Source organism: Bordetella saccharivorans (assembly GCF_045862855.1).
Lineage (GTDB): Bacteria > Pseudomonadota > Gammaproteobacteria > Burkholderiales > Burkholderiaceae_B > Bordetella_A > Bordetella_A petrii_F.
In genome coordinates this window covers 1-25,880 of sequence record NZ_BAAFZO010000001.1, presented here as the reverse complement: position 1 = coordinate 25,880, position 25,880 = coordinate 1, and the positions used below count along the sequence as shown (strand labels likewise).

General features: G+C 66.0%; 20 protein-coding genes, 2 tRNA genes and 3 rRNA genes. 16 read left to right on the top strand and 9 right to left on the bottom strand.

Annotated features, from left to right (window positions below):
* Window positions 1-18: 18 nt before the first annotated feature.
* From ACKTT0_RS00125 to ACKTT0_RS00110, 4 genes are all read left to right on the top strand, one after another.
* Window positions 19-948, top strand: coding sequence for a LysR family transcriptional regulator (locus ACKTT0_RS00125; RefSeq protein WP_407847119.1), 930 nt, complete (start codon window positions 19-21; stop codon window positions 946-948).
* Window positions 949-974: 26 nt separating this feature from the next.
* A complete protein-coding gene (locus ACKTT0_RS00120; protein WP_407847117.1) occupies window positions 975-1,640 on the top strand; it encodes a 3'-5' exonuclease in 666 nt (221 codons plus the stop codon).
* 73 nt (window positions 1,641-1,713) lie between these two features.
* Window positions 1,714-2,424: a glutathione S-transferase gene (locus ACKTT0_RS00115; RefSeq protein ID WP_407847115.1), complete on the top strand. Its 711-nt coding sequence runs from the start codon at window positions 1,714-1,716 to the stop codon at window positions 2,422-2,424.
* 196 nt (window positions 2,425-2,620) lie between these two features.
* On the top strand, window positions 2,621-3,988 hold the full coding sequence (locus ACKTT0_RS00110) for a methyl-accepting chemotaxis protein (protein WP_407847113.1): 1,368 nt from the start codon (window positions 2,621-2,623) through the stop codon (window positions 3,986-3,988).
* A 20-nt stretch (window positions 3,989-4,008) separates the two neighbouring features.
* Here ACKTT0_RS00110 and ACKTT0_RS00105 read toward each other — a convergent pair whose 3' ends face one another.
* Window positions 4,009-4,989 (bottom strand): tripartite tricarboxylate transporter substrate binding protein, encoded by a 981-nt coding sequence (locus tag ACKTT0_RS00105; protein ID WP_407847112.1) that lies wholly within the window; start codon window positions 4,987-4,989, stop codon window positions 4,009-4,011.
* A gap of 50 nt (window positions 4,990-5,039) precedes the next feature.
* Window positions 5,040-6,176, bottom strand: coding sequence for a muconate/chloromuconate family cycloisomerase (locus ACKTT0_RS00100; RefSeq protein WP_407847110.1), 1,137 nt, complete (start codon window positions 6,174-6,176; stop codon window positions 5,040-5,042).
* Between the two features lie 107 nt (window positions 6,177-6,283).
* On the opposite strand from ACKTT0_RS00100, the gene ACKTT0_RS00095 reads away from it, so the two are divergent.
* On the top strand, window positions 6,284-7,177 hold the full coding sequence (locus ACKTT0_RS00095; RefSeq protein WP_407847108.1) for a LysR family transcriptional regulator: 894 nt from the start codon (window positions 6,284-6,286) through the stop codon (window positions 7,175-7,177).
* Window positions 7,178-7,265: 88 nt separating this feature from the next.
* Window positions 7,266-7,898 (top strand): homoserine/threonine efflux transporter, encoded by a 633-nt coding sequence (locus ACKTT0_RS00090; protein ID WP_407847106.1) that lies wholly within the window; start codon window positions 7,266-7,268, stop codon window positions 7,896-7,898.
* A 15-nt stretch (window positions 7,899-7,913) separates the two neighbouring features.
* Here ACKTT0_RS00090 and ACKTT0_RS00085 read toward each other — a convergent pair whose 3' ends face one another.
* A complete protein-coding gene (locus tag ACKTT0_RS00085) occupies window positions 7,914-8,204 on the bottom strand; it encodes an antibiotic biosynthesis monooxygenase family protein (RefSeq protein WP_407847105.1) in 291 nt (96 codons plus the stop codon).
* Window positions 8,205-8,283: 79 nt separating this feature from the next.
* Between ACKTT0_RS00085 and ACKTT0_RS00080 the strand changes: the two genes are divergently transcribed.
* The 3 genes from ACKTT0_RS00080 to ACKTT0_RS00070 all read left to right on the top strand — a co-directional run bounded on the left by ACKTT0_RS00080 (window position 8,284) and on the right by ACKTT0_RS00070 (window position 10,359).
* On the top strand, window positions 8,284-8,583 hold the full coding sequence (locus ACKTT0_RS00080) for a YciI-like protein (RefSeq protein ID WP_407847103.1): 300 nt from the start codon (window positions 8,284-8,286) through the stop codon (window positions 8,581-8,583).
* Window positions 8,584-8,665: 82 nt separating this feature from the next.
* Entirely contained in the window at window positions 8,666-9,547 is an 882-nt protein-coding gene (locus tag ACKTT0_RS00075) for an EamA family transporter (RefSeq protein WP_407847102.1), read from the top strand.
* Between the two features lie 50 nt (window positions 9,548-9,597).
* Window positions 9,598-10,359 carry a TSUP family transporter gene (locus ACKTT0_RS00070; protein ID WP_407847101.1) on the top strand — a complete coding sequence of 254 codons (762 nt, stop codon included), beginning with the start codon at window positions 9,598-9,600 and terminating at the stop codon, window positions 10,357-10,359.
* 83 nt (window positions 10,360-10,442) lie between these two features.
* Here the strand turns inward: ACKTT0_RS00070 and ACKTT0_RS00065 are convergent, their stop codons facing one another.
* From ACKTT0_RS00065 to dctP, 4 genes are all read right to left on the bottom strand, one after another.
* The gene (locus ACKTT0_RS00065; protein ID WP_407847100.1) at window positions 10,443-11,729 is read right to left on the bottom strand and encodes a hydroxymethylglutaryl-CoA reductase, degradative; all 1,287 of its coding nucleotides are present in this window, start codon (window positions 11,727-11,729) and stop codon (window positions 10,443-10,445) included.
* Between the two features lie 31 nt (window positions 11,730-11,760).
* Window positions 11,761-13,071, bottom strand: coding sequence for a TRAP transporter large permease (locus ACKTT0_RS00060; protein ID WP_407847098.1), 1,311 nt, complete (start codon window positions 13,069-13,071; stop codon window positions 11,761-11,763).
* On the bottom strand, window positions 13,068-13,586 hold the full coding sequence (locus ACKTT0_RS00055) for a TRAP transporter small permease subunit (RefSeq protein ID WP_407847096.1): 519 nt from the start codon (window positions 13,584-13,586) through the stop codon (window positions 13,068-13,070). The genes ACKTT0_RS00060 and ACKTT0_RS00055 overlap by 4 nt, the downstream gene beginning before the upstream one ends.
* 61 nt (window positions 13,587-13,647) lie before the next feature.
* Window positions 13,648-14,691, bottom strand: a complete 1,044-nt coding sequence (gene dctP, locus ACKTT0_RS00050) for a TRAP transporter substrate-binding protein DctP (RefSeq protein WP_407847094.1) — start codon at window positions 14,689-14,691, stop codon at window positions 13,648-13,650.
* A gap of 198 nt (window positions 14,692-14,889) precedes the next feature.
* Between dctP and ACKTT0_RS00045 the strand changes: the two genes are divergently transcribed.
* A complete protein-coding gene (locus ACKTT0_RS00045) occupies window positions 14,890-16,260 on the top strand; it encodes an aminotransferase-like domain-containing protein (RefSeq protein ID WP_407847092.1) in 1,371 nt (456 codons plus the stop codon).
* Here the strand turns inward: ACKTT0_RS00045 and ACKTT0_RS00040 are convergent.
* Together ACKTT0_RS00040 and ACKTT0_RS00035 are read right to left on the bottom strand one after the other, a co-directional pair.
* Window positions 16,235-18,676 (bottom strand): DUF3772 domain-containing protein, encoded by a 2,442-nt coding sequence (locus ACKTT0_RS00040; RefSeq protein ID WP_407847090.1) that lies wholly within the window; start codon window positions 18,674-18,676, stop codon window positions 16,235-16,237. The two genes, ACKTT0_RS00045 and ACKTT0_RS00040, sit on opposite strands and share 26 nt — an antisense overlap.
* Window positions 18,677-18,788: 112 nt before the next feature.
* On the bottom strand, window positions 18,789-19,733 hold the full coding sequence (locus ACKTT0_RS00035; protein ID WP_407847088.1) for a LysR substrate-binding domain-containing protein: 945 nt from the start codon (window positions 19,731-19,733) through the stop codon (window positions 18,789-18,791).
* Window positions 19,734-19,837: 104 nt separating this feature from the next.
* On the opposite strand from ACKTT0_RS00035, the gene ACKTT0_RS00030 reads away from it, so the two are divergent.
* The 6 genes from ACKTT0_RS00030 to rrf all read left to right on the top strand — a co-directional run bounded on the left by ACKTT0_RS00030 (window position 19,838) and on the right by rrf (window position 25,821).
* Window positions 19,838-20,095, top strand: a complete 258-nt coding sequence (locus tag ACKTT0_RS00030) for a hypothetical protein (RefSeq protein ID WP_407847086.1) — start codon at window positions 19,838-19,840, stop codon at window positions 20,093-20,095.
* 431 nt (window positions 20,096-20,526) lie between these two features.
* A 16S ribosomal RNA gene (locus ACKTT0_RS00025) occupies window positions 20,527-22,057 on the top strand.
* 138 nt (window positions 22,058-22,195) lie between these two features.
* Window positions 22,196-22,272, top strand: a tRNA-Ile gene (locus ACKTT0_RS00020).
* A gap of 48 nt (window positions 22,273-22,320) precedes the next feature.
* Window positions 22,321-22,396 (top strand) — tRNA-Ala (locus ACKTT0_RS00015).
* A 281-nt stretch (window positions 22,397-22,677) separates the two neighbouring features.
* Window positions 22,678-25,560: ribosomal RNA gene (locus tag ACKTT0_RS00010) — 23S ribosomal RNA — on the top strand.
* A 148-nt stretch (window positions 25,561-25,708) separates the two neighbouring features.
* Window positions 25,709-25,821 (top strand): 5S ribosomal RNA (gene rrf, locus ACKTT0_RS00005).
* Together the 16S, 23S and 5S rRNA genes with 2 tRNA genes alongside form the textbook arrangement of a ribosomal RNA operon.
* Window positions 25,822-25,880 lie beyond the last annotated feature (59 nt).

The following is a 25,880-nucleotide window of genomic DNA, read 5'->3' as shown; positions in this document are numbered from 1 at the left end:
TTGATATAAATTAAATTCATGAATTTGTCGCTGCGCGATATCGAGTATTTCCTCGAGGTAGTCGAGCACGGGCACCTGGGCCGGGCCGCGGCGGCCTGCTCGGTCACCCAGCCCGCGCTGTCCAAATCGTTGCAGCGCCTGGAGGCTGAGTCCGGGCTGGCCCTGCTGGATCGTTCCGGCCGTAGTATCCGGCTGACCTCGGCCGGGCTGGTATTCCTGCAGCATGCACGGAAACTGCGGGCCGAATACCGCGACGCGGTGCGCCATGCGGTAGAGCTGCGCGCGGGGCAGGCCGGCCTGCTGCGCGTCGGCGCCACCGGCGCCACCATGGATGCGGTGGTCATGCCGGTGCTGGCCACGCTGCTGCCGCGCCGTCCCGCGTTGCGCGTCGAACTGTATGCGGGTTTGTCCGACGAACTGGGCGAGCGCGTCGCCAACGGCGGCCTGGACATCCTGGTGGCGCCTGTCTATGCCGACTTGCCGCCGGCCTTGCGCCAGGAGTGGCTGCAGGACGACGCGCTGTGCATCGCGGCGGGCCGGCGCCACCGGCTGGCGACAAGGAAGCGGCTGGCCTTGGGCGATCTGGCGGATTGCCGCTGGGTACTGCCGCGGCCCACCTCGATGGCGCGCCGGGCATTCGATACCTATTACGCTGAAGCGGGCTTGGAGCGGCCCCACGCGGCGCTGGAAGTCGAGCACTTTTCGCCCGGCATGCTCGAATTGGTGGGGCGCGCCGGCCTGCTCGCGCTCATGCCCCGCTCGGCGCTGGCCGGTGCGCGCTCCGCCGGGCTGGTCGAACTGCCGGTGGCCTTGGCCGGGCCGCTGTCGCGCCGCATTGCCTTCATTACCCGTCGCACGGCCACCTGGTCCCCGCTCATGACGGAATTCCACGACGCCGTACTGGCCTTCATGGCGCGCCCGGCGGGCGGCGGCACGCGCGGCGCATGAGGCCGCCCGCCGGACGCGGGCATACAATGCGCGCACAGCCCGACACCGCCATGCATTATTTCCGCCGCCGCTACTCGACGCCCAATCCGTATCTGGACCACGATCCCTTCGCGCCGCCCCGGCCCGCCCAGGCGGCGCCATCGCGTGCGTCCCGGCACCGCGCGGCGCTGCTGGCGCTGGATGGGGCGTTCGCGGTGGCCGACCTGGAAACCACCGGCCTGTCGACCGCCACGTGCGAAATCCTTGAATTCGCCGCGGTCCACGTGGCGCCCGATGGCGCCATCGAGCGCGAGTTCTCGCAAGTGGTGCGCACGCGCGGGCCGGTGCCGCCGTTCATTACGCGGCTGACAGGCATTACCCAGGCCGAGGTCGACCACCACGGCATCCCGGTGGCCGAGGCATTCGCGGCTTTCCGGTCATTCCTGGCCGATACGCCGGTGTTCTTCCACAACGCCTCGTTCGACCGGCGCTTCCTCGACGCCGCGGCCACGCATACCGGGCTGCCGTTCGCCAATCCGACGCACTGCACGCTGCAGCTCGCCCGCCAGGCCTGGCCCGAGCTGCCGTCGCACAAGCTGCAGATCCTGGCTCGCCACGTGGGCGCGGCCGACCCGACCCACCGGGCCCTGGCCGACGTGCGCAGCACGGTCGCCGTGGCGCTGGCGGCGCGCCGCCGGCTGGCCGGCGGCTAGGCCTGCGGGGTGGTAAGGTGAAAGGCCGGGCGCGGCGCGTAGCCGGCGCGCCCGCCCATCCCGAGGAGCACCCATGACCTATGACCTGTGGTATTGGGACGGCATTCCGGGCCGTGGCGAGTTCGTCCGCCTGGCCCTGGAAGCAGGCGGCATTGCCTATCGCGAATGCGCCCGGCAGCCAGGCGCCACCGAGCGCACGCTGGTCGACGACATGCAGTCGCCGCGCAAGCATCCGCCGTTCGCGCCGCCGTACCTGGTGGCCGGCCGGCTTACCCTGGCCCAGACGGCCAACATCCTGCTCTATCTGGGCGACAAGCACGGCCTGGCGCCAGCGACGGTGGAAGGCCGCTACTGGACCAACCAACTGCAATTGACCATTGCCGACATGGTGGCCGAAGCCCACGACACGCACCACCCCATCGCCGCCAGCGAATACTACGAGGACCAGCGCGACGAGGCGATCCGCCGCGCGGCCAGCTTCCGCAACGAGCGCATCCCGAAGTTCCTGGGCTATTTCGAGCAGGTGCTGCAGGCGCGCGGCGACTGGCTGGCGGGCGGACGGCGCTGGTCGTATGCCGACCTGTCGCTGTTTCATCTGGTCGACGGCTTGTTGTATGCGTTTCCGCAGCGCATGGCGACGGTATCGCGCCGCTTCCCCCGCGTCATGGCCCTGCATGCCCGGGTGGCCGGCCTGCCCGCGTTGCAGCCGTACTTTTCCAGCGGCCGGCGGCTGCCGTTCGGCGACGGCATCTTCCGCTATTACCCCGAACTGGACGGCGACTGAGCCGCGCCGCGCCAGCCTGCTCCTGGCGCTCGTCGAGTTGGCGATTGTGGAGAATTTTCCACATATTGGCCCCGGCGGACGGCCGTGTATTGAGACATTTGTAAAACTTGGCTTAAATGCGTCGTAAAGTGATACATTAAATTTCGATTCGAATCATTTGTTATCGCTATTCGCGAGCTGTCGAAAGGGGACGCATATGGCATGGCTGGGACTGGACCGTCTGTTTCCAGGCAATCGCAAGCGGCGCAATGTCGACCTATGGGGCCAGGTGGCCGCTATCCACAAATCCCAGGCGGTGGCCGAATTCGACCTGCAGGGCCGGGTGCTGGCGGCCAACCAGAATTTCCTGGACGCCATGGGCTACCGATGGGATGAAATCGACGGCCGTCATCATTCACTGTTCATCGATGCGGACGAGCGCCAGTCGGACGCCTATCGCGATTTCTGGCGCAAGCTGGGCGCCGGCCAGTACGCCGCCGGCTGTTATCGGCGCCTGGCCAAGGGCGGGCGCGAAGTGTGGCTGCAGGCCAGCTACAACCCCATTCTCGACGGCCACGGCCGGCCGCTGAAAATCGTCAAGTACGCCACCGATGTCACCGAGCAGGAGCGCCGCAACGCCGACGTGGCCGGACAACTGGAGGCCATCTCCAAGGTGCAGGCGGTGATCGAGTTCGAGCTCGACGGCACCATCATCCGCGCCAATGACCTGTTCCTGGATACGCTGGGCTATAGCGCCGAGGAAATAGTCGGGCGCCATCACAGCATGTTCGTGCAGCCCGCCGAGCGAGGCAGCGCGGCCTATGCCGAGTTCTGGACCAAGCTGGCCCGCGGCGAGCACGATACCGGCCAGTATCTGCGCCTGGGCAAGAACGGGCGCCCGGTATGGATCGAGGCCAGCTACAACCCCATTCTCGATGCCGAGGGCCGGCCGTTCAAGGTGGTGAAATACGCCACCGACATCACGCGCCGGTTTACCGCCGCGCAAACCCTGCGCACCGCGGTCCAGGGGCTGACGGAGAATGCCGAACGGGCCGCGCAGGCCAACGACCTGGCGCGCGCGGCCTGCCAGGTGGCCGAACAGGGCGGGCAGACGGTGCAGGACGTGGTGCGCACCATGAATGCCATTACCGCCAGCTCGCGCCGCATTTCCGAGATCATCGGCGTGATGGACGGCATCGCCTTCCAGACCAACATCCTGGCGCTCAACGCGGCGGTCGAGGCCGCCCGCGCGGGCAGCCATGGCAAGGGTTTCGCCGTGGTGGCCGCCGAGGTGCGCAGCCTGGCGCAGAACAGCGCGGCAGCCGCCAAGGAAATCAAGGACCTGATCACGGCGTCGGTCGAGCAGATCCGCAGCGGCGCCGAGCTGGTGCAGTCGGCCGGAACGACCATGGGCGACATCGTCGCCTCGTCGCGCCGCGTCACCGACATCATGGCCGAGGTGGTGGACGTCTCGCTGGCGCAGTCGAATACGCTGGGCGACATCACCGAAGACATCACCCACATGAATGCCGCCGCATCGGCGCGGCGCGCCGCGCCGCGCCTGCTGGAACGCCGCGCGGCCTGAGCCAGGCGCGGCACGCGGCCTTATTGCAGCTTGATGTTGCGTTCCTCGACCAGCTTGCGTCCCTGCTCGGTTTCCTTGGCCAGGTAGGCCTTCAACTCTTCGGGCGAGCCGCCGATGGGTTCGGCGCCAATGGCGTCGAGCGTGTCCTTGACCTTGGGGTCGGCCAGCGCCTGGCGCATCGCCGCATTCAGCTTGGCGATGATCTCGGGCGGCGTGCCGGCCGGGGCAAAGGCCGCGAACCAGGGCGTCAGCTCGTAACCGGGCAGGCCGGCCTCGGCCACCGTGGGCACGTCGGGCAGGGCGGCCGAGCGCTTGGCCGTGGTCACCGCCAGCGCCGTCAGCTTGCCGGACTGGATATGCGGCTTGGCCGACGTGATGCTGTCGAACATGTAATCGACCTGTCCGCCGAGCAGGTCGGAGACGGCCGGGCCGCTGCCCTTGTATGGCACGTGCAGCATATCGATGCCCGCCATCGAGACGAACAGCTCGCCCGCCAGGTGGATCGACGTGCCCACTCCCGCCGAAGCGTAGGTGTACGCGCCCGGCTTGGCGCGCGCCTTGGCGATGACGTCGGCGACGCTGGTGGCGCCGGTGCGCTGCGGGTTGGTGACCAGCACGTTGGGCACCACCGCCAGCAGCGAGATCGGCGCGAAATCCGCCTGCGGGTCGTAGTTCAGGCTGGGATACAGGGCGGGATTGACGGCCATGCCGTTGGCCACGATCAGGATCGTGTAGCCGTCGGGCTTGGCGCGCGCCACCATGGCCGCGCCGATGTTGCCGCCGGCGCCGGCGCGGTTTTCCACCACGAACGAGGTGTCGAGCTGCCGGCCCATGGCTTCGCCGAGGGTGCGGGCGATGTTGTCCATGGCGCCGCCGGGCGGGAACGGCACCACCCAGGTGACGGGGCGTTCCGGATAGCCGGCCAGGGCTGCCGGGGCGGCACCCAGCAGGGCAGCGGCGGCGCACATCGCCGCCAGCGGTTTGCATAAAGACTTGTGCATGTTCGGGTCTCCTGTGTGTGTCTTGTGTGGATTCGGCCGGGCGGGCGCCGTCAGCGCGCGCCCGGCGCGTTGTCGCGCCGGTAGAACTGGAGTTTGTCCTCGTCCAGCGCCAGCCCCAGGCCGGGGCCGGCGGGCAGTTCCAGGGCGAAGTCGTCATAGCGCGGCGGGTTGGCGACGATGTCGTCCTTCAGCAGCAGCGGGCCGAACAGCTCGGTGCCCCAGCCCAGCCGCGGCAGGGCGGCGAAGCCGTGCGCCGACGCGATCGAGCCGATCGAGCCTTCCAGCATGGTGCCGCCGTACAGCGCCATGCCGGCCGCGTCGCCGACGGCCGCCGTGCGGGCCATTGCCAGGATGCCGCCGGATTTGGCGATTTTCAGCGCCAGCACATCGGCCGCGCCCTGGCGCGCGATGTCCAGCGCATCCTCGGGCGTGCATACCGACTCGTCGGCCATGATGGGCACCACGAAGCGCGCCGCCAGGCGCGCCATCCCCGCCAGGTTGGCGCGCGGGATCGGCTGTTCGATCAAGTCGACGCCCGCCGCTTCCAGGCGCGCGATGGCGCCCGCGGCGTCGGCCTCGCTCCAGGCCTGGTTGACGTCCACGGTGACGCGCGCGCGCTCGCCCAGCGCCTGCTTGATGCGGGCCACGTGGGCCACGTCGGCGGCGATTTCGCGGCGGCCGATCTTCAGTTTGAAAGTGTTGTGGCGGCGCGCCTGCAGCAGGGCCTCGGCTTCCTCGATGTCGCGCGCCGTGTCGCCGCTGGCGAGCGTCCACAGCACCGGCAAGCGGGTGCGCACCGCGCCGCCCACCAGGGTGGCGACCGGCACGCCCAATCGCTTGCCCTGCGCGTCGAGCAGGGCGGTTTCCAGGGCCGACTTGGCGAACCGGTTGCCGCGCGCCACCTGGTCCAGCCGTGCCAGCGCGGCGCGCACATTGGTGGCATCTTGCCCCGCCAGCGCGGGCGCCAGGTAGGTGTCGATGGCCAGCTTGATGCCTTCCGGGCTTTCCTCGCCATATGCCAGGCCGCCGATCGTGGTGGCTTCGCCTAGCCCTTCAATGCCGTCGCTGCAGCGCAGCCGCACGATCACCAGCGTCTGGCGCTGCATGACGGCCATGGCGAGCTGGTGCGCGCGGATGGTGGGCAGGTCGACCAGGATGGCCTCGATGGTTTCGATGCGGGCTTCCATACCTTGAATAGATGATAGGCAAAACGGGCCTTAGTATGCCGCTCGATTTTTCTGGGGTCCAAGACTATATTGGTTGCTTTCAATACCTAACAGGTATGGGTGTTGCCATGGAGCTGCGGCATTTGCGTTATTTCCAGGCGGTCGCGCAGGAGGGCAGCTTCACGCGCGCCGCCGCGCGCCTGCACATTGCCCAGCCGCCGCTCAGCCGGCAGATCCGCCAACTGGAAGACGAACTGGGCGTCACGCTGCTCGAGCGTGGCGCGCGTTCGCTGAAGCTGACCGAGGCCGGGCGTTTTCTGCTCGAACAGTCGCTGCAACTGACCGCCCGCCTGGACGAAGTGGTGCAGGGCACTCGGCGCCTCGGCCACACCGAGCGCGGCTGGTTCGGCATCGGCTTCGTGCCGTCGTCGCTGTACGGCTTCGTGCCCGAGCTGATCCGGCGCCTGCGCGAGGCCGACCCGCGCGTCGAAGTCGGCCTGGCCGAAATGACCACCCTGCCGCAACTCGAAGCGCTCAAGGCCGGCCGCATCGACATGGGCATCGGCCGCATCCTGTTCGACGATCCCGCCATCGAGCGCCGGGTACTGATGGCCGAGCCGCTGGTGGCGGCGCTGCCGCTGCGACACCCGTTGGCGCGGCGGCGCCGCATCGGCATCGCGCAGCTGGCCGCGCAGCCCTTCGTGCTGTATCCGGCGCGGCCGCGGCCCAACTATGCCGACCACGTACTGGGCCTGTTCCGCGCCGCCGGGCACGCGCCGCGCGTGGTCCAGGAGGCCAACGAACTGCAGACGGCCATCGGGCTGGTGGCGGCCGGCCTGGGCGTGACGGTGGTGCCCGCCTCGGTGCAGCGCCTGCATCGCCAGGATGTCGCCCATGTCGCCATCGACGCCGAATCGTTCGTCTCGCCGGTCATCCTCAGCTATCGCAAGGACGACCGCTCGCCCTTTTTGGCCGCCGCCATCCGGCTCGCCGTGGAACTGGCCGGCGCCCAGGCTGCCTGACGGCGGCGGGCCGTCGCGCCGCGCGCGGCCGCGGGCTGGCACAATGGGGGCCTGGGCGCGCCCGCGCCGCTGCACCGCCAGGAACCCCATGGATCCCCTGCATACCGTATTGCTGACCGTCGGCCTGTTCGCCTTCACGTTCCTGAGCCCGGGGCCGAACCTGCTGGTGGTGGTGCAGACCAGCCTGGCGTCGGGCCGCGGCGCCGGCGCCATGGCGGGGCTGGGCGTGGCCACGGGCGATGCCATTTATTCCGGCCTGGGGCTGTTCGGCATGGCCACCTTGATCACCGCCGGCGGCCTGCTGTTCTCGATCATCCAGGTCCTGGGCGGGGCATACCTGGTGTGGTATGGCCTGAAGCTGCTGCGCGCCAGCCGCCCGCCGGACCTGAAAGCGGCGTCCGCGACCGGGCGCGCCGATGCCTGGCGGCATTTCCGGCGCGGCCTGGTCACCGATCTCGCCAATCCGCAGACGGTGCTGTTCTTCGCCAGTATCTTTTCCGTGACGCTGCGGCCCGACACGCCGGCCTGGGCCAAGGCGGCGGCCTGGCTCGGCCTGGTGGCCGCGTCGCTGTTGTGGCGCGTGCTGCTGTGCCAGCTGTTCTCGCACGCCGCCATGCGGCGCGGCTATGCCCGCAGCCGGCGCCTGCTGGAGAGCCTGGCCGGCGCCGGGCTGGCCGCGTTCGGCCTGCGCCTGGTGTACGAGGGCTGGTCGCGGCGCTGAGCGCCGCGGCGGCGCCTACAGCACCCGCGCTTCGTGGTGAACCTTGGGCGGCTCGGCGAAATGCGGCCCCACCAGCTTGCGCCATTCCTGGAAATCGGCCGATTCGCGGAAATCCACCATGTGGTTATCGACGGTTTCCCAGTCGACCACCAGCGTGTATTGCCGCGGGTTCTCTATAGAGCGGTGCAGCGCGATGCCGTGGCAGCCGCGGGCGCGCAGGAACAGCGGCTTGGCCTGGGCCACGCCCGCCTCGAATTCGGATTCATGGCCGGCCGTCACGAGAATGCTGGCGATTTCCTGGATCATCGGGATTCCTTTGGTGGATGAGTTGGCAGGACGGCAAGTATGATCGAGCCGTCGTCGTGAATTTAGCGCAGGAGCCGCCATGCATTATCTGATGTTCTACGACCTGGTCCCCGACTACCTCGAGCGCCGCGGCGAATTCCGCGACGCGCACCTGGCGCTGGCGCGCGCGGCCGCGGCGCGCGGCGAACTGGTGCTGGGCGGCGCCCTGGCCGATCCGGCCGACCAGGCGGTGCTGTTGTTCAAGGCCGACTCGCCGGCGGTGGCGGCGGCTTTCGCCGAGGCCGACCCCTATGTGCGCGCGGGCCTGGTCACGCAGTGGCGCGTGCGCCAATGGACTACCGTGGTGGGCGGCCAGGCCGAACATCCCGTGCCGGCCTGACCCGGCCCGGCCGCCGGCGGTTCGCCGCCGCGGCGGGGCGGAGGTATGATGCGGCCTTGCTTCCGCTCCCGGCCCCACCTTCATGCCGCTGTCCCACCTATTGCTGGCGTTGTCCGTTGTCTTCATCTGGGGCACGAATTTCGTCGTCATCAAGTGGGGCCTGGCGGAGCTTCCGCCTTTCCTGTTCGCCACGCTGCGCTTCGTGCTGTCGGCGCTGCCGTGGGTATTCCTGTTCCGTCGCCCGGCGGTGCCCTGGAGCGCCATGGCGCGCGTCGGCGTCCTGCTGGGCGTCGGGCAATTCGGCCTGCTGTACTGGGCCATGCGCCAGGACATCTCGCCGGGTGTGGCCTCGCTGGTGGTCCAGTCGCAGGTGTTCTTCACCATCCTCATGTCCATGATCCTGAGCGGCGAGCGCATGCGGCCGCTGCAGGCTGCGGCGCTGGCGCTGGCCACGGCGGGCTATGGCGTGGTGGCATGGCACAGCGCGACCGACCCGGGTGCCGCCGTGACGCTGTTCGGCCTGGCCCTGGTGCTCGCCGCCGGTTTCTCGTGGGCCTGCGCCAATATGGTGATGCGCGGCGTGGGGCGGGTGAACATGGTGGCCTTCACCGCCTGGAGCAGCCTGTTCGCCATCGTGCCGCTGGCATTGATCAGCCTGGCGGTCGAGGGGCCGGCGCGCGCGGCGCATGCCGTCGCGCATGCCAGCATGGCGGCGTGGCTGGCGGTGGCCTGGCAGGCGCTAGGCAACACGGTGTTCGCGTTCGGCGTGTGGGGCTGGCTGCTGGCGCGCCATCCAGCCGTGACGGTCACGCCGCTGGCCTTGCTGGTGCCGGTGTTCGGCATCCTGGCTTCGGCGGTGCTGCTGGCCGAGCCGCTGCCGTTCTGGAAGCTCGGTGCGGCGGGCCTGGTGCTGGCCGGCCTGTCGCTGAATGTGTATGCGAGTCGCAGGGGAGGCAGGCGGTAGCAGTATGCGGCGCGCCGGCGCGCGCCCGTGGCGGTTGTCGTAGTCGTAGCATGACGTGGGTCGATCATATGTTGTTCCTGGGTTGCGTGGCGCTGGCCACCTATGCCCAGACCATGACGGGGTTCGCATTCGGGCTGGTGCTGCTCGGTCTGACTGGCCTGTTCTCGCTGGCGCCCCTGCCGGAAGTCTCCAATGTGGTGAGCATGCTCACGCTGGCCAACGCACTGGTGGCGCTCGGCCGGGCGCGCTCGCATCTCAGCTGGTCCCTCATCCGCCCGCCGCTGGCCTCCAGCCTGGTGGGGGTGGCCGTCGGCGTGGCGGCGCTGGAGTGGATCAGCGGCAGCACCGCCATGTTGCTGCGCTGGCTGCTGGGCCTGACCATCCTGGCGTGCGCGCTCCTGCTGGTGGCGCGCACGCGGCCGCTGGCCCGCGTCTCGTCGCGCTTGTCCTTCATCCTGTACGGCGGCTTGTCGGGGGTGCTGGGCGGCCTGTTCTCCAGCGCCGGGCCGCCGATGGTCTACCACCTGTACCGCCAGCCCCTGCCGCTGCCGCTGGTGCGCAACAGCCTGCTGGTGCTGTTCTCGGCCAATGCCGTAGTGCGCCTGTCGCTGGTGGCGGGGCATGGCAGCCTGGGCCCTACCGCGCTGTGGCTCGGCCTGGAGGCCTTGCCGGTCGTGCTGGGGCTGACCTGGCTGGTGCGCCGCTACGCATCGGCGGGGTCGGTGCACACGGTCAGGCGGATGGTGTTCGTGCTGCTGCTTCTGGCCGGGCTGGGGCTGCTGATCCCGGCGACGCGCGCCTTGCTCGCGTGATATGGCACCGCAGTGTCCGATATCCCCCGCCATTGAGGTGTCTGACATCTCCCGCCATTGAGGCGTCTGACACCCTCGCGGTGTCAGACACCGGCCTTGCCACGCAATTTCGCCAGTTCGCGCTCGGCCACGTCGACCCGCACGGCGCCCTGCGCCACCAGCGCGCGGGCCACCTGGTCGATCTCGTCGCCCACCGCGCCGGCCATCATGGCGATGTTCTGCGAATGCAGCGACATGTGGCCTTTCTGGATGCCGGTGGTGGCCAGGGCCTTCAAGGCCGAGAAATTCTGCGCCAGCCCCACGGCGGCGATCAGGCGCGCCAGCCGGTCGGCCGAGGTGGCGCCCAGGATCTTCAGGCAGGCCCGCGCGGTGGGATGCAGCTTGGTGGCGCCGCCCACCAGGCCCACCGCCATCGGCATTTCCAGCGTGCCGGCCAGGTGGCCCTCGGCCGTCACCTCCCAGTCCGTCAGGCTCGAATACCAGCCCTTGCGCGCCGCATAGGCATGCGCGCCGGCTTCCACCGCGCGCGTGTCGTTGCCGGTGGCCAGCACGACCGCCGAAACGCCGTTCATGATGCCCTTGTTGTGCGTGGCGGCGCGATAAGGGTCGGCCGCCGCGAACTGGTAGGCGCTGATGATGCCGTCGCGCACCGCCGCGCCGCCGATCGCCTCGCAGGTCCAGACGGCGCGGGCGCGCGCCAGGCGGCGGTCGGCCAGGTTCGACAGAATGCGCAGGTACACGCGCCCGCCGGTCCACGATTCGATGTGCGGCGCCAGCTTCTCGGCCATGCTGTTGACGGCGTTCGCGCCCATGGCGTCGCGCGTGTCGACGATCAGGTGGGTCACCACCATCGGGCCGCCCGCCGATTGCACCACGCGCACCTCCACATCCTGCAGACCGCCGCCCAGCTTGACCAGCAAGGGATCGCAGTCGTCGCACAGGGCCTTGATATCGGCCTTGTGCTCGAGGATGCGCATGCGGCTGTGCGCCGCGTCGGGCACGCCCACCAATTGCACCTGCGCGATCATCAGCGAGCCGGACATCGAGGTGGTGAAGCCGCCCTGGTCATAGCACTGGCGCGCCGCGTTGCATACCGCCGCCACCACCGACGACTCTTCCGTGGCCATCGGGACCAGCACGTCTGCGCCGTCGACCTTCATGTTGGTCGCGATGCCGATCGGCACGTTCAACGTGGCGATCACGTTCTCGATCAGGTGGTCGGCCAGGTGCGGATCGAGGTTGCCCATGTCGGCCAGGTGGCGCGTGGTCGCTTCGTCCAGGTCGGCGAATTGCGCCACGCGCGCCAGGCGGGTGGCAATGTCGTCCTTGTGGAAGCCGGGGATGCGGGAGTTCTTGGCAGGGGAATTCACGATATTGTCCAGTCGTCAGCGTGAAGGGAAGTCAGTTGGCCATGAGCCGGGGCAGCCAGGTGACCAGGCCGGGGAAGGCCGCGCAGATCAGCAGCGCCACTATCTGCAGCAGCATGAAGGGGGTAACGCCGCGGTACACGGTGCCCATGCCGAGGTGGGGCGGCAGCGGGCCCTTGATGTAGAACAGCGTGTAGCCGAAAGGCGGGCTGATGTAGCCGGTCTGGATCGTGATGGCGTACAGCACCCCGAACCAGATCTCGTCGAAGCCGAGCAGGCGCACGATGGGCAGGAACACCGGCACGGTCAGCAGGATGATGCCGATCTCGTCCAGCGCGGTGCCGAGGAAGATCAGGATCAGCATCATGGCGGCCAGCACGGCGTAGGGCGGCACGTCCAGGTGGCGGATGAACTCCATCAGCGTGTTGGCTCCGCCCAGCCCGGTGAAAATGGCCACGTACGCCTTGGCCCCGATGGTGATCCACAGGATCATCGCCGTCGCCTTGAGTGTTTCGACGGCGGCTTCCTGCAGGCCGCGCCGGTTCAGCCGGCGCCGCGCCGCGCTGGCCAGCAGCGCGCCCAGCACGCCCACGGCGGCCGCCTCGGTCGGCGTGGCGATGCCGAAGAAGATCGAGCCCAGGATCATCACGATCAGCAGCATCGGCAGGATCACCGCCCGCAGGCTGCGCAGCTTGGCGCGCAGCGGCACCGGTTCGCCCGACGGCGGCGGCACCTGGCCCGGACGGAAATACGCCACGAACAGGATGTAGCCGATATACAGCAGCGCCAGGATCAACCCCGGCATGATGCCGGCGATCAGCATCTTGCCGATCGAGACCTGCGCCGTCACGGCGTACACGATGGTCAGCACCGACGGCGGGATCAGGATGCCCAGCGTGCCCGAGGCGCAGATGGTGCCGGTGACCAGCCGGGGGTCGTAGCCGCGCCGCAGCATCTCGGGCATGGCCAGCAGGGCCATTGCGGTCACCGCCGCGCCCACCACGCCGGTCATGGCGGCCATGATGACGCAGATGACCACCGTGCCGATCGCCAGCCCGCCGCGCAGCCGGCCGAACCACAGCTCCATGGCGCGGTACAGGTCCTCGATCACGCCGGAGCGCTGCAGGATGCCGGCCATCAGGATGTACAGCGGGATGCCCAGCAGCGCTTCCGAACGCATCGTGTCGAAGATCTGCAGCACCATCAGCACGACCGCGTCGGCATTCCACAGCGTCACGGTCAGCAGCAGCGACAGCCCGCCCAGCACGAAGGCGATCGGCAGGCCGGTCAGCATCAGCAGCGTCAGGCCGCCGAACATGATGGCCAGTATGGTGTTGGGGCTCATGCCTGGCCCTCCAGCGCGCCCGGATCGCGCAGCAGCAGCCGCAGGAACTCGGCCAGGCTCTGCGCGCCCAGCAGGATCACCGCCAGCGGCACCGTGAATTTCACCGGCCAGACCGGCGGGTTCCAGGCCGAGAACGAGGTCTCGCCGAAGGCCAGCGACTGCACCGCCAGCGGCAGCGAATAGCTGGCCAGGATCGCGCAGAACGCCATGATGACCAGGTGGTTGAACAGGTCGAGCAGGCGTATGCGCCGCGGGTCCAGGCGGCGCCGCACCAGGTCCAGGTTGACGTGGCCGCGCAGGTGCAGCAGATAGGGGCCGCCCAGCAGGAAGTAGGGGCCGAACAGCATCGTCGCCAGTTCCATCCCCCACACGGTGGGAGCGCCGAACACATAGCGCGACACGACTTCATACAGCATGACGGGGACCACGATCAGCATCAGGCCGGTCGCCGCCAGGAACAGCGCGCGGTTGATGCCGGTGACCAGCGTGACGTACCAGCGTATCGCTAGTGGCATGAGCACCTCGATGGGAAAGTGACGGCCCCGCGGCGCGGGCGGGGCGGCGGAAGCGCGGCGCTCAGCCGAGCAGGCCGAGGCGCTTGAGGAATGCCACCTGGCTGTCGAGGATCTTCACCGCATTGGCGTTATTGCCGGCCGCTTTTTTCCAGGTCTCGACGACTTGCGCGCGCACCTGCGCCAGTTCGCCCGGATCGAGCGCGGTCACCGTGACGCCCTTGGCCTTGAAGGCCTCCAGCGCCTTGCCGTCGGCCACCAGGATATGCTGGCGCAGCGCGGCCGAGGTCTCGCGCGCAGCCGCCGCCAGGGCCGCCTTGTATGGCGCCGGCAGGCGCTCGTACGCGGCGCGATTGGCGACGTAGCTGGTCGCCGTGGTGGGCTGGTGCGGGCCGGGCATGACGATGTACTTGGCGACCTCGGCCAGCCCCGCCTCCAGGTTGGCGGTCAGGTCGCCTCGGTCGGCCAGGTCGATCACGCCCTTGTCCAGCGCGGAATAGACTTCGCTGGTCGGCAGCGGGGTCACCGCCACCCCCAGGCTGCCCATCACGGTCGAGGCCAGTCCCACGAAACGGCCTTTCTTGCCCTGCAGGTCGGCGATCGACTTGATCGGCACCTTGGAATGGATCGGCTCGGGGCCGTAGACAGTGGGGGCGACATAGAACAGCCCGGCCGGCGCATAGGCCTCGCGGGCGAGCTCCAGCCCGCCCAGCTCGTAGAACCAGGCTTCGTACTGGTCGGGCTCCGGAAAGCCGAACGGCACGGTGCTGGTGAAGGCCAGGCCCGGGATCTTGCCGGCTTCGTAGCCGTCGAAGGTCTTCATCATCTGGAAGGCGCCGCCGCGCACCGCGTCGAAAGCCTGGTTGGCGGGCACCAGTTGCCCGGCCGAGAACAATTCGATCTTGAACTTGCCGTCGGTCAGCTCCGCCACGCGCTTGACGAAGTGCTCCTCGAATTTCTGCGGCGTGGTGCCGCCGTCCCACAGGGCCTGCATGCGCCAGTTCACTGTTTCCTGGGCGCGGGCGGGCCGGGCCGCGGACAGGCCCGCGGCGCCCAGCGCGCCCAGGCCCAGGGTCTTGATGGCCGAGCGGCGATCGATGGTCTTCATGTGCTCCTCCTTATGCGTTCTGTGTTCTGGGGCCGGCTGGATGCGCGGCGCTGGCCGTACCGGCCCGGATTGGCCCGGGGCGGGGCAGATGGGATAATCGGCGCTAAACCGGGACAATACAAGGTACAGTTCCCGGGCTGCATAGAAAACTGTCCCAGACACAAAATAGGTACGATCCATGCGCATGCGGAAGCAATCATGAGCCGTGTCGGCGCCATCGTCGAACAAATCGCCGCGGCCATCTCGCGCGGCGCGCTCAAGCCAGGCCAGCGCCTGCCATCGGTGCGCGCCGGCGCGCTGGAGCAAGGCGTCTCCAAGAACACCATGGCCGACGCCTACGACCGCCTGGTCGCCATGGGCCACTTGCAGGCGCGTCCCGGGTCAGGCTATTACGTGGCGGCCACCCGGCCGCTGTCCTCGGCGCAGCGTTCGCGTCATGTCGCCCAGGCCATCGATACGGTCTCGCTGTTGCGCGAGCAACTGGTCCAGCACTATGAAGTGCGTGTCGGCGACGGCCGGCCGCCGCCGTCCTGGATGGAACGCTTCGACCTGGCGCGCTCCGGCGGCAACGCCAAGGCCCTGCGCGACACGGACATTGGCCATGGCTACGGCAATCCGTGGGGCTACAAGCCGCTGCGCGAGCGCATCGCCCTGGCGCTGGCGGAGCGCGGCATCCAGGCCGGGGCCGAGCAGGTCCTGCTCACCCACGGCGCCAATCATGCGCTGGACCTGGTGGCGCGCCAGTTGCTCGAGCCGGGCGACGTGGCGCTGGTCGACAGTCCCGGCTATTACCCATTGTTCGGCAAGCTGCGGTTTTCCAACGTGAAACTGGTCGGCGTGCGGCGCCGCGCCGACGGCCCCGACCTGGACGACCTGGCGCAGAAGGCCGCCGCATTCAAGCCCAAGGTGTTCTTCACGCAATCGCTGGCGCACAACCCGACCGGCGGTTCGCTGACCCTGCCGGTAGCGCATCGCGTATTGCAGGCGGCCGCGCAGTACGGTTTCTACCTCGTCGAGGACGATCCGTTCGCCGACATCCTGCCCGCCGCCAGCCCGCGCCTGGCCACGCTCGACCAGCTCGAGCGCGTCATCTACGTGGGGACGTTCTCCAAGACACTGTCGGCCAGCCTGCGGGTCGGCTACCTGGCGGCCAACAATGCGCTGGCCAATGCCTTGTGCGACCTGAAGATGCTGACGCTGGTCAGCACGTCCGACTACGTCGAGCGCGTGGTGTTCAACCTGATCGCCAGCGGCCAGTACCTCAAGCACCAGCGGCGGCTCAAGGCCCATGTCGAGCGCGCCACGCGCGAGGCCGTCGCCGCGCTGAAGGGCGTGGGGCTGGCCTTGCCCTATGCGCCGGGCGGCGGCTTCTATCTATGGGCGCGGCTCAAGCCGGGGCAGGACGAACTGGCGCTGGCCAGCGAGGCCTCGGACGCCAGCATCTTCCTGGCCCCGGGGGCCATCTTCATGCCCGAGCGGGGGCAGACCACCTCGGCCTTGCGCGTCAATATCGCCTATGCAACCGACGCGCGCTTCCTGGCGTTCATGAAGCGTCGCCTGGGGCGCTAGGGGCGGGCGGCGCGGGTTCGACCCCGCCGGTGTCCGGCCTGCCGTGCCGCGCCTGCTGGCGGGCCAGCACCAGGGTCGAGGGCGAGGCCAGCGCCAGCCCGGCGTCGGCCATGCGCTGCAGGATGTCGAACCACAGGGCGCTGCGCACTTCATAGGCGTTGCGCGGCGAACTGACATAGCCGCGCGCGTTGAACATCAGGTGATTGTTCTCCACGCCTTCCAGGAATACATCGGGCGCCGGCGTTTCCAGGATGCCCTCGTGGGCGGCGAAGGCCGCCAGCATCAGTTCGCGCGCCCGCCGCGGCTCGGTATCCAGCGGCATGGGGACCTTGACCTGCACCAGCCCGAGCGGGTTGGCGTGGGTGACGTTGCGCACCGTCTTGGTGACGAATTCGGAGTTCGGCACGATCACGGTCGAGCGGTCGGCCATCTGGATTTCCGTGGCGCGCACGTTGATGCGCCGGATGTCGCCTTCCACCCCGCTCAACGATACCCAGTCGCCCACCTTGACCGGCCGCTCGGCCAGCAGGATCAGGCCCGAGACGAAGTTGCGCACCACCTCCTGCAGGCCGAAGCCGATGCCCACCGACAGCGCGCTGGCGATCCAGGCCACGCGCTCCAGGCCGATGCCCAGCGCCGAAAGCGCCAGCGCCACCGCCATGACGAAACCGGCGTAGCCGAACAGCGTGGCCGCCGAGATCTGCATGCCCGGGTCGAGTTCGGTGGTCGGCAGGTAGCGGGTGGCGAGCCAGCGCTTGAGCAGGCGCACGCCCAGCAGGCACAGGGCCAGCACCAGCAGCGCCTGCACCACCGAGCCGGGCCGCACATGCACCTCGCCGATCTGCAGTCCGCTGTGCAACTGGTTCATGCGGTGCATCAGGTCGGACGGCCCTTCCCCGAAGGGCGCCAGCAACAGCGTGGCGGCGAGCAGCACCACGGTGACGCGACCGGCGCCCGACAGCAGCACCGCGGCCTGGGCGCGCAGCCGGTTGCGGGCATTGTCTTCGTCGCCCTGCGAGGGGGCCAGCAGGGTGCTGAAGCCGTCCTCGATCAGCACCGAGAGCAGGTAGGCGGTGCACAGGATGGCCAGCGTCCACAGCAGTTGCTTGACGATGAAGCTGCCGAACGCCACATAGCCGGCCAGCAGGCTGATCACGCTGATGATCAGCACCGCCCAGGTGGCGGCCACCAGCACCGACAGCCAGAAGGGGCGGGGCGGCACGCGGCCATCCTCGTCGGCCTGGCGCACCTGTTGCTGCAGGCGGGTACAGCGCTTCAGCCCCCACGCCAGCGTGGCGGCCAGCAGCAGCGCGGCCAGCGTCGTGACGGTGATCGTGGTGGTGAGGCTGGCATTGAGCAGCACCGGCAATTGGTCTCCCAGCCAGATCAGCACCACCAGCAGGCCCAGGGCCAGCGGCAGGCGGCGCAGGCCCTGCGCGACATCGTCGTGGATGGCGGGCAGCCGCCAGGTCGAGCGGTCCGGCGACAGCAGCGCATGGCCCAGGCCGGCCACATAGCCGCCGAAGCAGACCACGGCCACCAGGCTGCCCAGCAGGTCCGCGGTGTCGTCCGACGGGATGCCGTTCCACATCAGCCCGATGTGCGCCAATTCGGCAATCAGGCCCGGCGTGGCGACCGCCAGGAACACCACCGTCACCGCCAGGAACGAACGGCGCAGGCGGCCGGGCGGCACGCGCGTGGCGGTCAGCTTGACCAACAGGCGGCTGCAGGCCGCGCGCAGCAGCAGCACGCCGGCGATCGCCAGCGCCAGCAGGATCCAGATGCCGGCCGGAGTGGCGCCGGCGGCCTCGCGCAGCTCCGCGGCCTGGTCGCTCAGGCGCCGCAGGTCGCGCGGCAGGTCGCCGCGCAACTCCGACCAGAATGGCGTGCCCAGGAAGGAGTCGCGCCGCTCGCCCAGGCGCGCCTGGAACTGGTTGCGGCGCAGGGTGGAGATCTGTTCGGCGGTCTGCGCCGCCTCGACCGACAGCAGCCGCGCCAGCTTGGTTTGCGAATCGAGCGCGCGGCTGTCTTTTTCGAGCTGGGCGCGCTGGGCCGCCACATCGGGCGCTTCGCGCGTGCCGGGCTGCGGCTGGCCCAGCTCGGTCAGCCGCGCCGTCACGCTGGCCAGCTGGGGTGCCAGCGCTTCGGCCAGGGCATCGGCGCGCGATTGGATGTCCAGCACGTCGGCGCGCCAGCGCACCAGTTGCGCATCTTCGCCGCCGTCCTCCAGGCGCGCGCGGATCTCGTCGATCTGCTTGCGGGCGTCGGCCAAGGCGGTCTCGGCTTCCGCCGCATCGGGCGGGCGCTCGGCCTGGTTGGCGGCCAGCGCGGCCGCGCTCGCCAGCAGGCAAAAGAGCATCAGGCCCGCCAGCAGGCGGGGCCAGTGGATGCGTGGTACACGCTGGAGCAGCATCATGATGGGAGAACCTCGCGCTCCTCTTTCCGACGGCGCAGCATAGCAAGCCTGCCGTGCCCCGGATGCAACAAAACCTGTGCGGCAAGCCCCAGGGACATACGCGTTTACGCGCTCAACGTTTGGATTCAGTTTCGTCGGCCGGCGCCGCGTCGCGGGATGTCAGGTTGTCGCGCGAGCGCTCGAGCTCGTCGCGGATCCATTGACGCAGCGCCAGCAGCGGCGGCCAGTCGCGCAGGCCCGGCGGATACACCAGATGATAAGTATCGGCCGGCTCGAAAGTCACGCTGAGCGGGGAAATCTTCACCAGCCGGCCTTCGCACAGGGCATCGGCGGCCAGCAACTCGCGGCCCAGCGCCAGGCCCAGGTCTTGTTCGACGGCCTGCAGCATCAGGCCCGCGTCATTGAAAGTGGCCACCGGCGTCACATCGACCGCCAGGCCGGCGGCGGCGAACCACTGGCGCCAGAGCTCCTTATCGCCGACCAGCGGCTGGCGCGCCAGCGTCTGCGGCGTATTGTCGGGCAGCTTGCGCGCGGTGGCCGGCGAAGCCAGCACGATCAGCGGCATGGGAAGGTCGAACAGCGGATCTGACACGACGCCGGGCCAGGGCCCGCGGCCGGAACGCAGGGCCGCGTGCAGGCCATCGCGCTGCAGGTCGGCCAACTGCTGCGAGGTTTCTATTTCCAGCGTCAGGTCGGGGTGCCGCTCGCGCCAGCGGGCCATGCGTGGCAGCAGCCAGCGTTGCGCGAACGAGGGCAGCACCGACACGCGCAGGCGCTGGCTGGCGCCACGGGCCAGCGACGCGGCCTGCCGCACGCCATTGTCCAGTTCCCCCAGCGCGCACTGCACGCTGCACAGCAGGGCCTCGCCGGCCGGATTCAGCACCACGCGGCGGCCGCGCCGGTCGAACAGCGCGAAACCCAGCTGTTCCTCCAGGCCGCGGATCTGCTGGCTGACGGCGCTGTGCGTCAGGTGCAGGCGGTCCGCCGCGGCGCGCAGGTTCTGCAGTTCGGCGACGGCCCGGAAAGCGGGCAGGGTGTTCAGGGGCAGGCGGCTCATGCTGGTAAGCTTAGCCGACCAATTCGTGTAGAACAATGCGATTCACAGCACCGTCTTGGGCTCGTACGCTAACCAATAGGACGAACACCTCTTGGAGAGCCATCATGGAATCGCAATGGACACTCGATCCCGTCTCGGGCGGCGCCGCCAACCCCCTGCACGCGTCGCCCTGGCGCGCCGCCTGGACGGCCTGGCGGCAGGCCGCCCAGGCCCGCCGCGCCGGCCAGCGCACCGCCACGGCTTTGCATGAACTGGACGAGCACGTGCTGCGGGATATCGGCGCGCCGGACTGGCTGCTGCTCGAGACCGCGGTGCGGCGCGAACTGGAGCTGCAGCGCCAGTCCCACTGGCTGCGGACCTGATCGGCGGCACGCTCCTTGCCCTTCTGGAACAGCCGCAAGAATTCGTGTATAGTCTCGCCTTTTCGCGGTTCGGCCGCCGGCGGTTTCGGCGGGGCAGCGGGAAGCGGCAAATCAGGCATCGATCGATTTGACAGGTTTTAAAAAAGGCCTCATAATCTCATTTCTGTGCTGCTGAGACAGCAAGCCGGTTGCGAAGCAGCTGGCGGGCAGTGAGCGGTACCTGTTCTTTAACAACGAAACAACCGATAAGTGTGGGCGCTTGGTGGGCCGCGCGAGGCGAGTCTGGCGTAAGCCGGGCTTGCCAGGCCAAAGAGAACCAAGTGCTCACATCGAAGTGAAGAACCTTGAATATGTCAAAGATATTCATCGAACCTCACTTCCTTTGAGCAAAGTGCCGCTGCTTCGGTAGCGGTGCGCGAACTACAGAGATTGAACTGAAGAGTTTGATCCTGGCTCAGATTGAACGCTAGCGGGATGCTTTACACATGCAAGTCGAACGGCAGCGCGGACTTCGGTCTGGCGGCGAGTGGCGAACGGGTGAGTAATGTATCGGAACGTGCCCAGTAGCGGGGGATAACTACGCGAAAGCGTAGCTAATACCGCATACGCCCCATGGGGGAAAGCGGGGGACCTTCGGGCCTCGCACTATTGGAGCGGCCGATATCGGATTAGCTAGTTGGTGGGGTAAAGGCCTACCAAGGCGACGATCCGTAGCTGGTTTGAGAGGACGACCAGCCACACTGGGACTGAGACACGGCCCAGACTCCTACGGGAGGCAGCAGTGGGGAATTTTGGACAATGGGGGCAACCCTGATCCAGCCATCCCGCGTGTGCGATGAAGGCCTTCGGGTTGTAAAGCACTTTTGGCAGGAAAGAAACGGCCCTGGCTAATACCTGGGGCAACTGACGGTACCTGCAGAATAAGCACCGGCTAACTACGTGCCAGCAGCCGCGGTAATACGTAGGGTGCAAGCGTTAATCGGAATTACTGGGCGTAAAGCGTGCGCAGGCGGTTCGGAAAGAAAGATGTGAAATCCCAGGGCTTAACCTTGGAACTGCATTTTTAACTACCGGGCTAGAGTGTGTCAGAGGGAGGTGGAATTCCGCGTGTAGCAGTGAAATGCGTAGAGATGCGGAGGAACACCGATGGCGAAGGCAGCCTCCTGGGATAACACTGACGCTCATGCACGAAAGCGTGGGGAGCAAACAGGATTAGATACCCTGGTAGTCCACGCCCTAAACGATGTCAACTAGCTGTTGGGGGCTTCGGCCCTTGGTAGCGCAGCTAACGCGTGAAGTTGACCGCCTGGGGAGTACGGTCGCAAGATTAAAACTCAAAGGAATTGACGGGGACCCGCACAAGCGGTGGATGATGTGGATTAATTCGATGCAACGCGAAAAACCTTACCTACCCTTGACATGTCTGGAATGCCGAAGAGATTTGGCAGTGCTCGCAAGAGAACCGGAACACAGGTGCTGCATGGCTGTCGTCAGCTCGTGTCGTGAGATGTTGGGTTAAGTCCCGCAACGAGCGCAACCCTTGTCATTAGTTGCTACGAAAGGGCACTCTAATGAGACTGCCGGTGACAAACCGGAGGAAGGTGGGGATGACGTCAAGTCCTCATGGCCCTTATGGGTAGGGCTTCACACGTCATACAATGGTCGGGACAGAGGGCAGCCAACCCGCGAGGGGGAGCCAATCCCAGAAACCCGATCGTAGTCCGGATCGCAGTCTGCAACTCGACTGCGTGAAGTCGGAATCGCTAGTAATCGCGGATCAGCATGTCGCGGTGAATACGTTCCCGGGTCTTGTACACACCGCCCGTCACACCATGGGAGTGGGTTTTACCAGAAGTAGTTAGCCTAACCGCAAGGGGGGCGATTACCACGGTAGGATTCATGACTGGGGTGAAGTCGTAACAAGGTAGCCGTATCGGAAGGTGCGGCTGGATCACCTCCTTTAAGAGCTTGAAGTGCGGACTATTAAGCGTCCACGCTTATCGGTTGTTGACATGTGTAGCCGGGATCGGTTGCGGGCGTTGGGTGAGGGGGAGTCCTCCCTGGGCCGCGACCCTGACTGCTGATCCGAAGAGGGTTTTTGGGTCTGTAGCTCAGTCGGTTAGAGCACCGTCTTGATAAGGCGGGGGTCGTTGGTTCGAATCCAACCAGACCCACCAGGTATTTCCTGTGGCGGCGGCCGGTAGTGGTCGCGGATGAGGGGATACGGGGGTGTAGCTCAGCTGGGAGAGCGCCTGCTTTGCAAGCAGGATGTCATCGGTTCGATCCCGTTCACCTCCACCACGCGCTAGAGTTCAACGCCCAGGGTTGCGAGTCGGCCCTGTGCGTTGGGTTTTGCCCAATGCAAGCTATACATCGTTCTTTAACAATTAGGAAGAAGCACAACGAAAGTGTGTTCATGTAGTAGTTGGCGCGAGCCGATGAAAATGAGCACGGGTTGTGATTGCATAGATTTAGTTCCAAGTCTCAAGATTCCGGTCGCAGTTGGATCGGGATAGCTTTGAAACTTATGAACGGCACAAACGCGAAACATATCAGCGTCCTATAAGACGGTAGTGTTATAGGATCAAGCGACTAAGTGCATATGGTGGATGCCTTGGCGATCACAGGCGAAGAAGGACGTGGTAGCCTGCGAAAAGCTGCGGGGAGCTGGCAAACAAGCTTTGATCCGCAGATGTCCGAATGGGGAAACCCACCGCGCAAGCGGTATCCCTGGCTGAATACATAGGCCAGTGGAGGCGAACCGGGTGAACTGAAACATCTCAGTAGCTCGAGGAACAGACATCAACCGAGATTCCGAAAGTAGTGGCGAGCGAAATCGGAGTAGCCTTTACGATTTAGCCAATCAGATAGTCGAACGGGATGGAAAGCCCGGCCGTAGCAGGTGATAGCCCTGTAGACGAAATCTGGCTGGTGGAACTAGGCGTAAGAGAAGTAGGGCGGGACACGTGAAATCCTGTCTGAAGATGGGGGGACCATCCTCCAAGGCTAAATACTCGTGATCGACCGATAGTGAACCAGTACCGTGAGGGAAAGGCGAAAAGAACCCCGGAAGGGGAGTGAAATAGATCCTGAAACCGTATGCATACAAACAGTCGGAGCCTCTTAATGGGGTGACGGCGTACCTTTTGTATAATGGGTCAGCGACTTACATTCAGTGGCGAGCTTAACCGGATAGGGAAGGCGTAGCGAAAGCGAGTCCGAACAGGGCGAATCAGTCGCTGGGTGTAGACCCGAAACCAGATGATCTACCCATGGCCAGGTTGAAGGCACGGTAACACGTGCTGGAGGACCGAACCCACTAGTGTTGAAAAACTAGGGGATGAGCTGTGGATAGGGGTGAAAGGCTAAACAAATCTGGAAATAGCTGGTTCTCTCCGAAAACTATTTAGGTAGTGCCTCAAGTATGACTGCGGGGGGTAGAGCACTGTTATGGCTAGGGGGTCATGGCGACTTACCAAACCATGGCAAACTCCGAATACCCGCAAGTCCAGCTTGGGAGACAGAGCACCGGGTGCTAACGTCCGGACTCAAGAGGGAAACAACCCAGACCGCCAGCTAAGGTCCCAAATTATCGCTAAGTGGGAAACGAAGTGGGAAGGCATAGACAGTCAGGAGGTTGGCTTAGAAGCAGCCATCCTTTAAAGAAAGCGTAATAGCTCACTGATCGAGTCGTCCTGCGCGGAAGATGTAACGGGGCTCAAGCGATAAACCGAAGCTGCGGGTGTGTACTTTGTACACGCGGTAGGAGAGCGTTCTGTAAGCCTGCGAAGGTGGCTTGTAAAGGCTGCTGGAGGTATCAGAAGTGCGAATGCTGACATGAGTAGCGATAAAGGGGGTGAAAAGCCCCCTCGCCGTAAGTCCAAGGTTTCCTGCGCAACGTTCATCGGCGCAGGGTGAGTCGGCCCCTAAGGCGAGGCAGAGATGCGTAGCTGATGGGAAGCGGGTTAATATTCCCGCACCGTCGTACAGTGCGATGGGGGGACGGATCGCGGAAGGTCATCAGGGTGTTGGATGTCCCTGTTGCTGCATTGGAGAAGGCGCTTTAGGCAAATCCGGGCGCGTAATTCAAGGGTGTGGCACGAGATCCCATGTGGATCGAAGTGATTGGAAGTGGTTCCAAGAAAAGCCTCTAAGCTTCAGCTGTACGAGACCGTACCGCAAACCGACACAGGTGGACGGGATGAATATTCCAAGGCGCTTGAGAGAACTCAGGAGAAGGAACTCGGCAAATTGATACCGTAACTTCGGGAGAAGGTATACCCCGGTAGGGTGAGGCGCCTGCGCGCCAAGCTCGATGGGGTCGCAGAGAATCGGTGGCTGCGACTGTTTATTAAAAACACAGCACTCTGCCAAGACGAAAGTCGACGTATAGGGTGTGACGCCTGCCCGGTGCCGGAAGGTTAAGTGATGGGGTGCAAGCTCTTGATCGAAGCCCCGGTAAACGGCGGCCGTAACTATAACGGTCCTAAGGTAGCGAAATTCCTTGTCGGGTAAGTTCCGACCTGCACGAATGGCGTAACGATGGCCACACTGTCTCCTCCTGAGACTCAGCGAAGTTGAAGTGTTTGTGATGATGCAATCTACCCGCGGCTAGACGGAAAGACCCCATGAACCTTTACTGTAGCTTTGCATTGGACTGTGAACCGGCCTGTGTAGGATAGGTGGGAGGCGCAGAAACCGAGTCGCCAGATTCGGTGGAGCCGTCCTTGAAATACCACCCTGGTTTGTTTGCGGTTCTAACCTTGGTCCGTTATCCGGATCGGGGACAGTGCATGGTAGGCAGTTTGACTGGGGCGGTCTCCTCCCAAAGCGTAACGGAGGAGTTCGAAGGTACGCTAGGTACGGTCGGAAATCGTGCTGATAGTGCAATGGCATAAGCGTGCTTGACTGTGAGACTGACAAGTCGAACAGGTGCGAAAGCAGGACATAGTGATCCGGTGGTTCTGAATGGAAGGGCCATCGCTCAACGGATAAAAGGTACTCTGGGGATAACAGGCTGATACCGCCCAAGAGTTCATATCGACGGCGGTGTTTGGCACCTCGATGTCGGCTCATCTCATCCTGGGGCTGTAGCCGGTCCCAAGGGTATGGCTGTTCGCCATTTAAAGAGGTACGTGAGCTGGGTTTAAAACGTCGTGAGACAGTTTGGTCCCTATCTGCCGTGGGCGTTGGATACTTGACGGAGCCTGCTCCTAGTACGAGAGGACCGGAGTGGACGTACCTCTGGTGTACCGGTTGTCATGCCAATGGCATTGCCGGGTAGCTAAGTACGGAAGAGATAACCGCTGAAGGCATCTAAGCGGGAAACTCGTCTGAAGATTAGGTATCCCGGGGGCTTGACCCCCCTGAAGGGTCGTTCGAGACCAGAACGTTGATAGGTCGGGTGTGGAAGCGCAGTAATGCGTTGAGCTAACCGATACTAATTGCCCGTGCGGCTTGATCCTATAACTCTGCGGGTTTTATAGACCTGGTATGAGCGCGTAGCATTCAAGTGCCGTTCAAACAAACTTCATAACCCTCGCCCCATCCCGGGCGCGATGTGCTTCTTCCGAATTGGGGCGCCGGCCACAGGCCTGCGCCCAACCCGCTACGCCTGACGACCATAGCAAGGTGGTCCCACTCCTTCCCATCCCGAACAGGACAGTGAAACGCCTTCGCGCCGATGATAGTGCACATCCGTGTGTGAAAGTAGGTCATCGTCAGGCTCTTATCCCCCAAAACCCCAGTGAGCATCCCTCACTGGGGTTTTGCTTTTGGGGGGGGC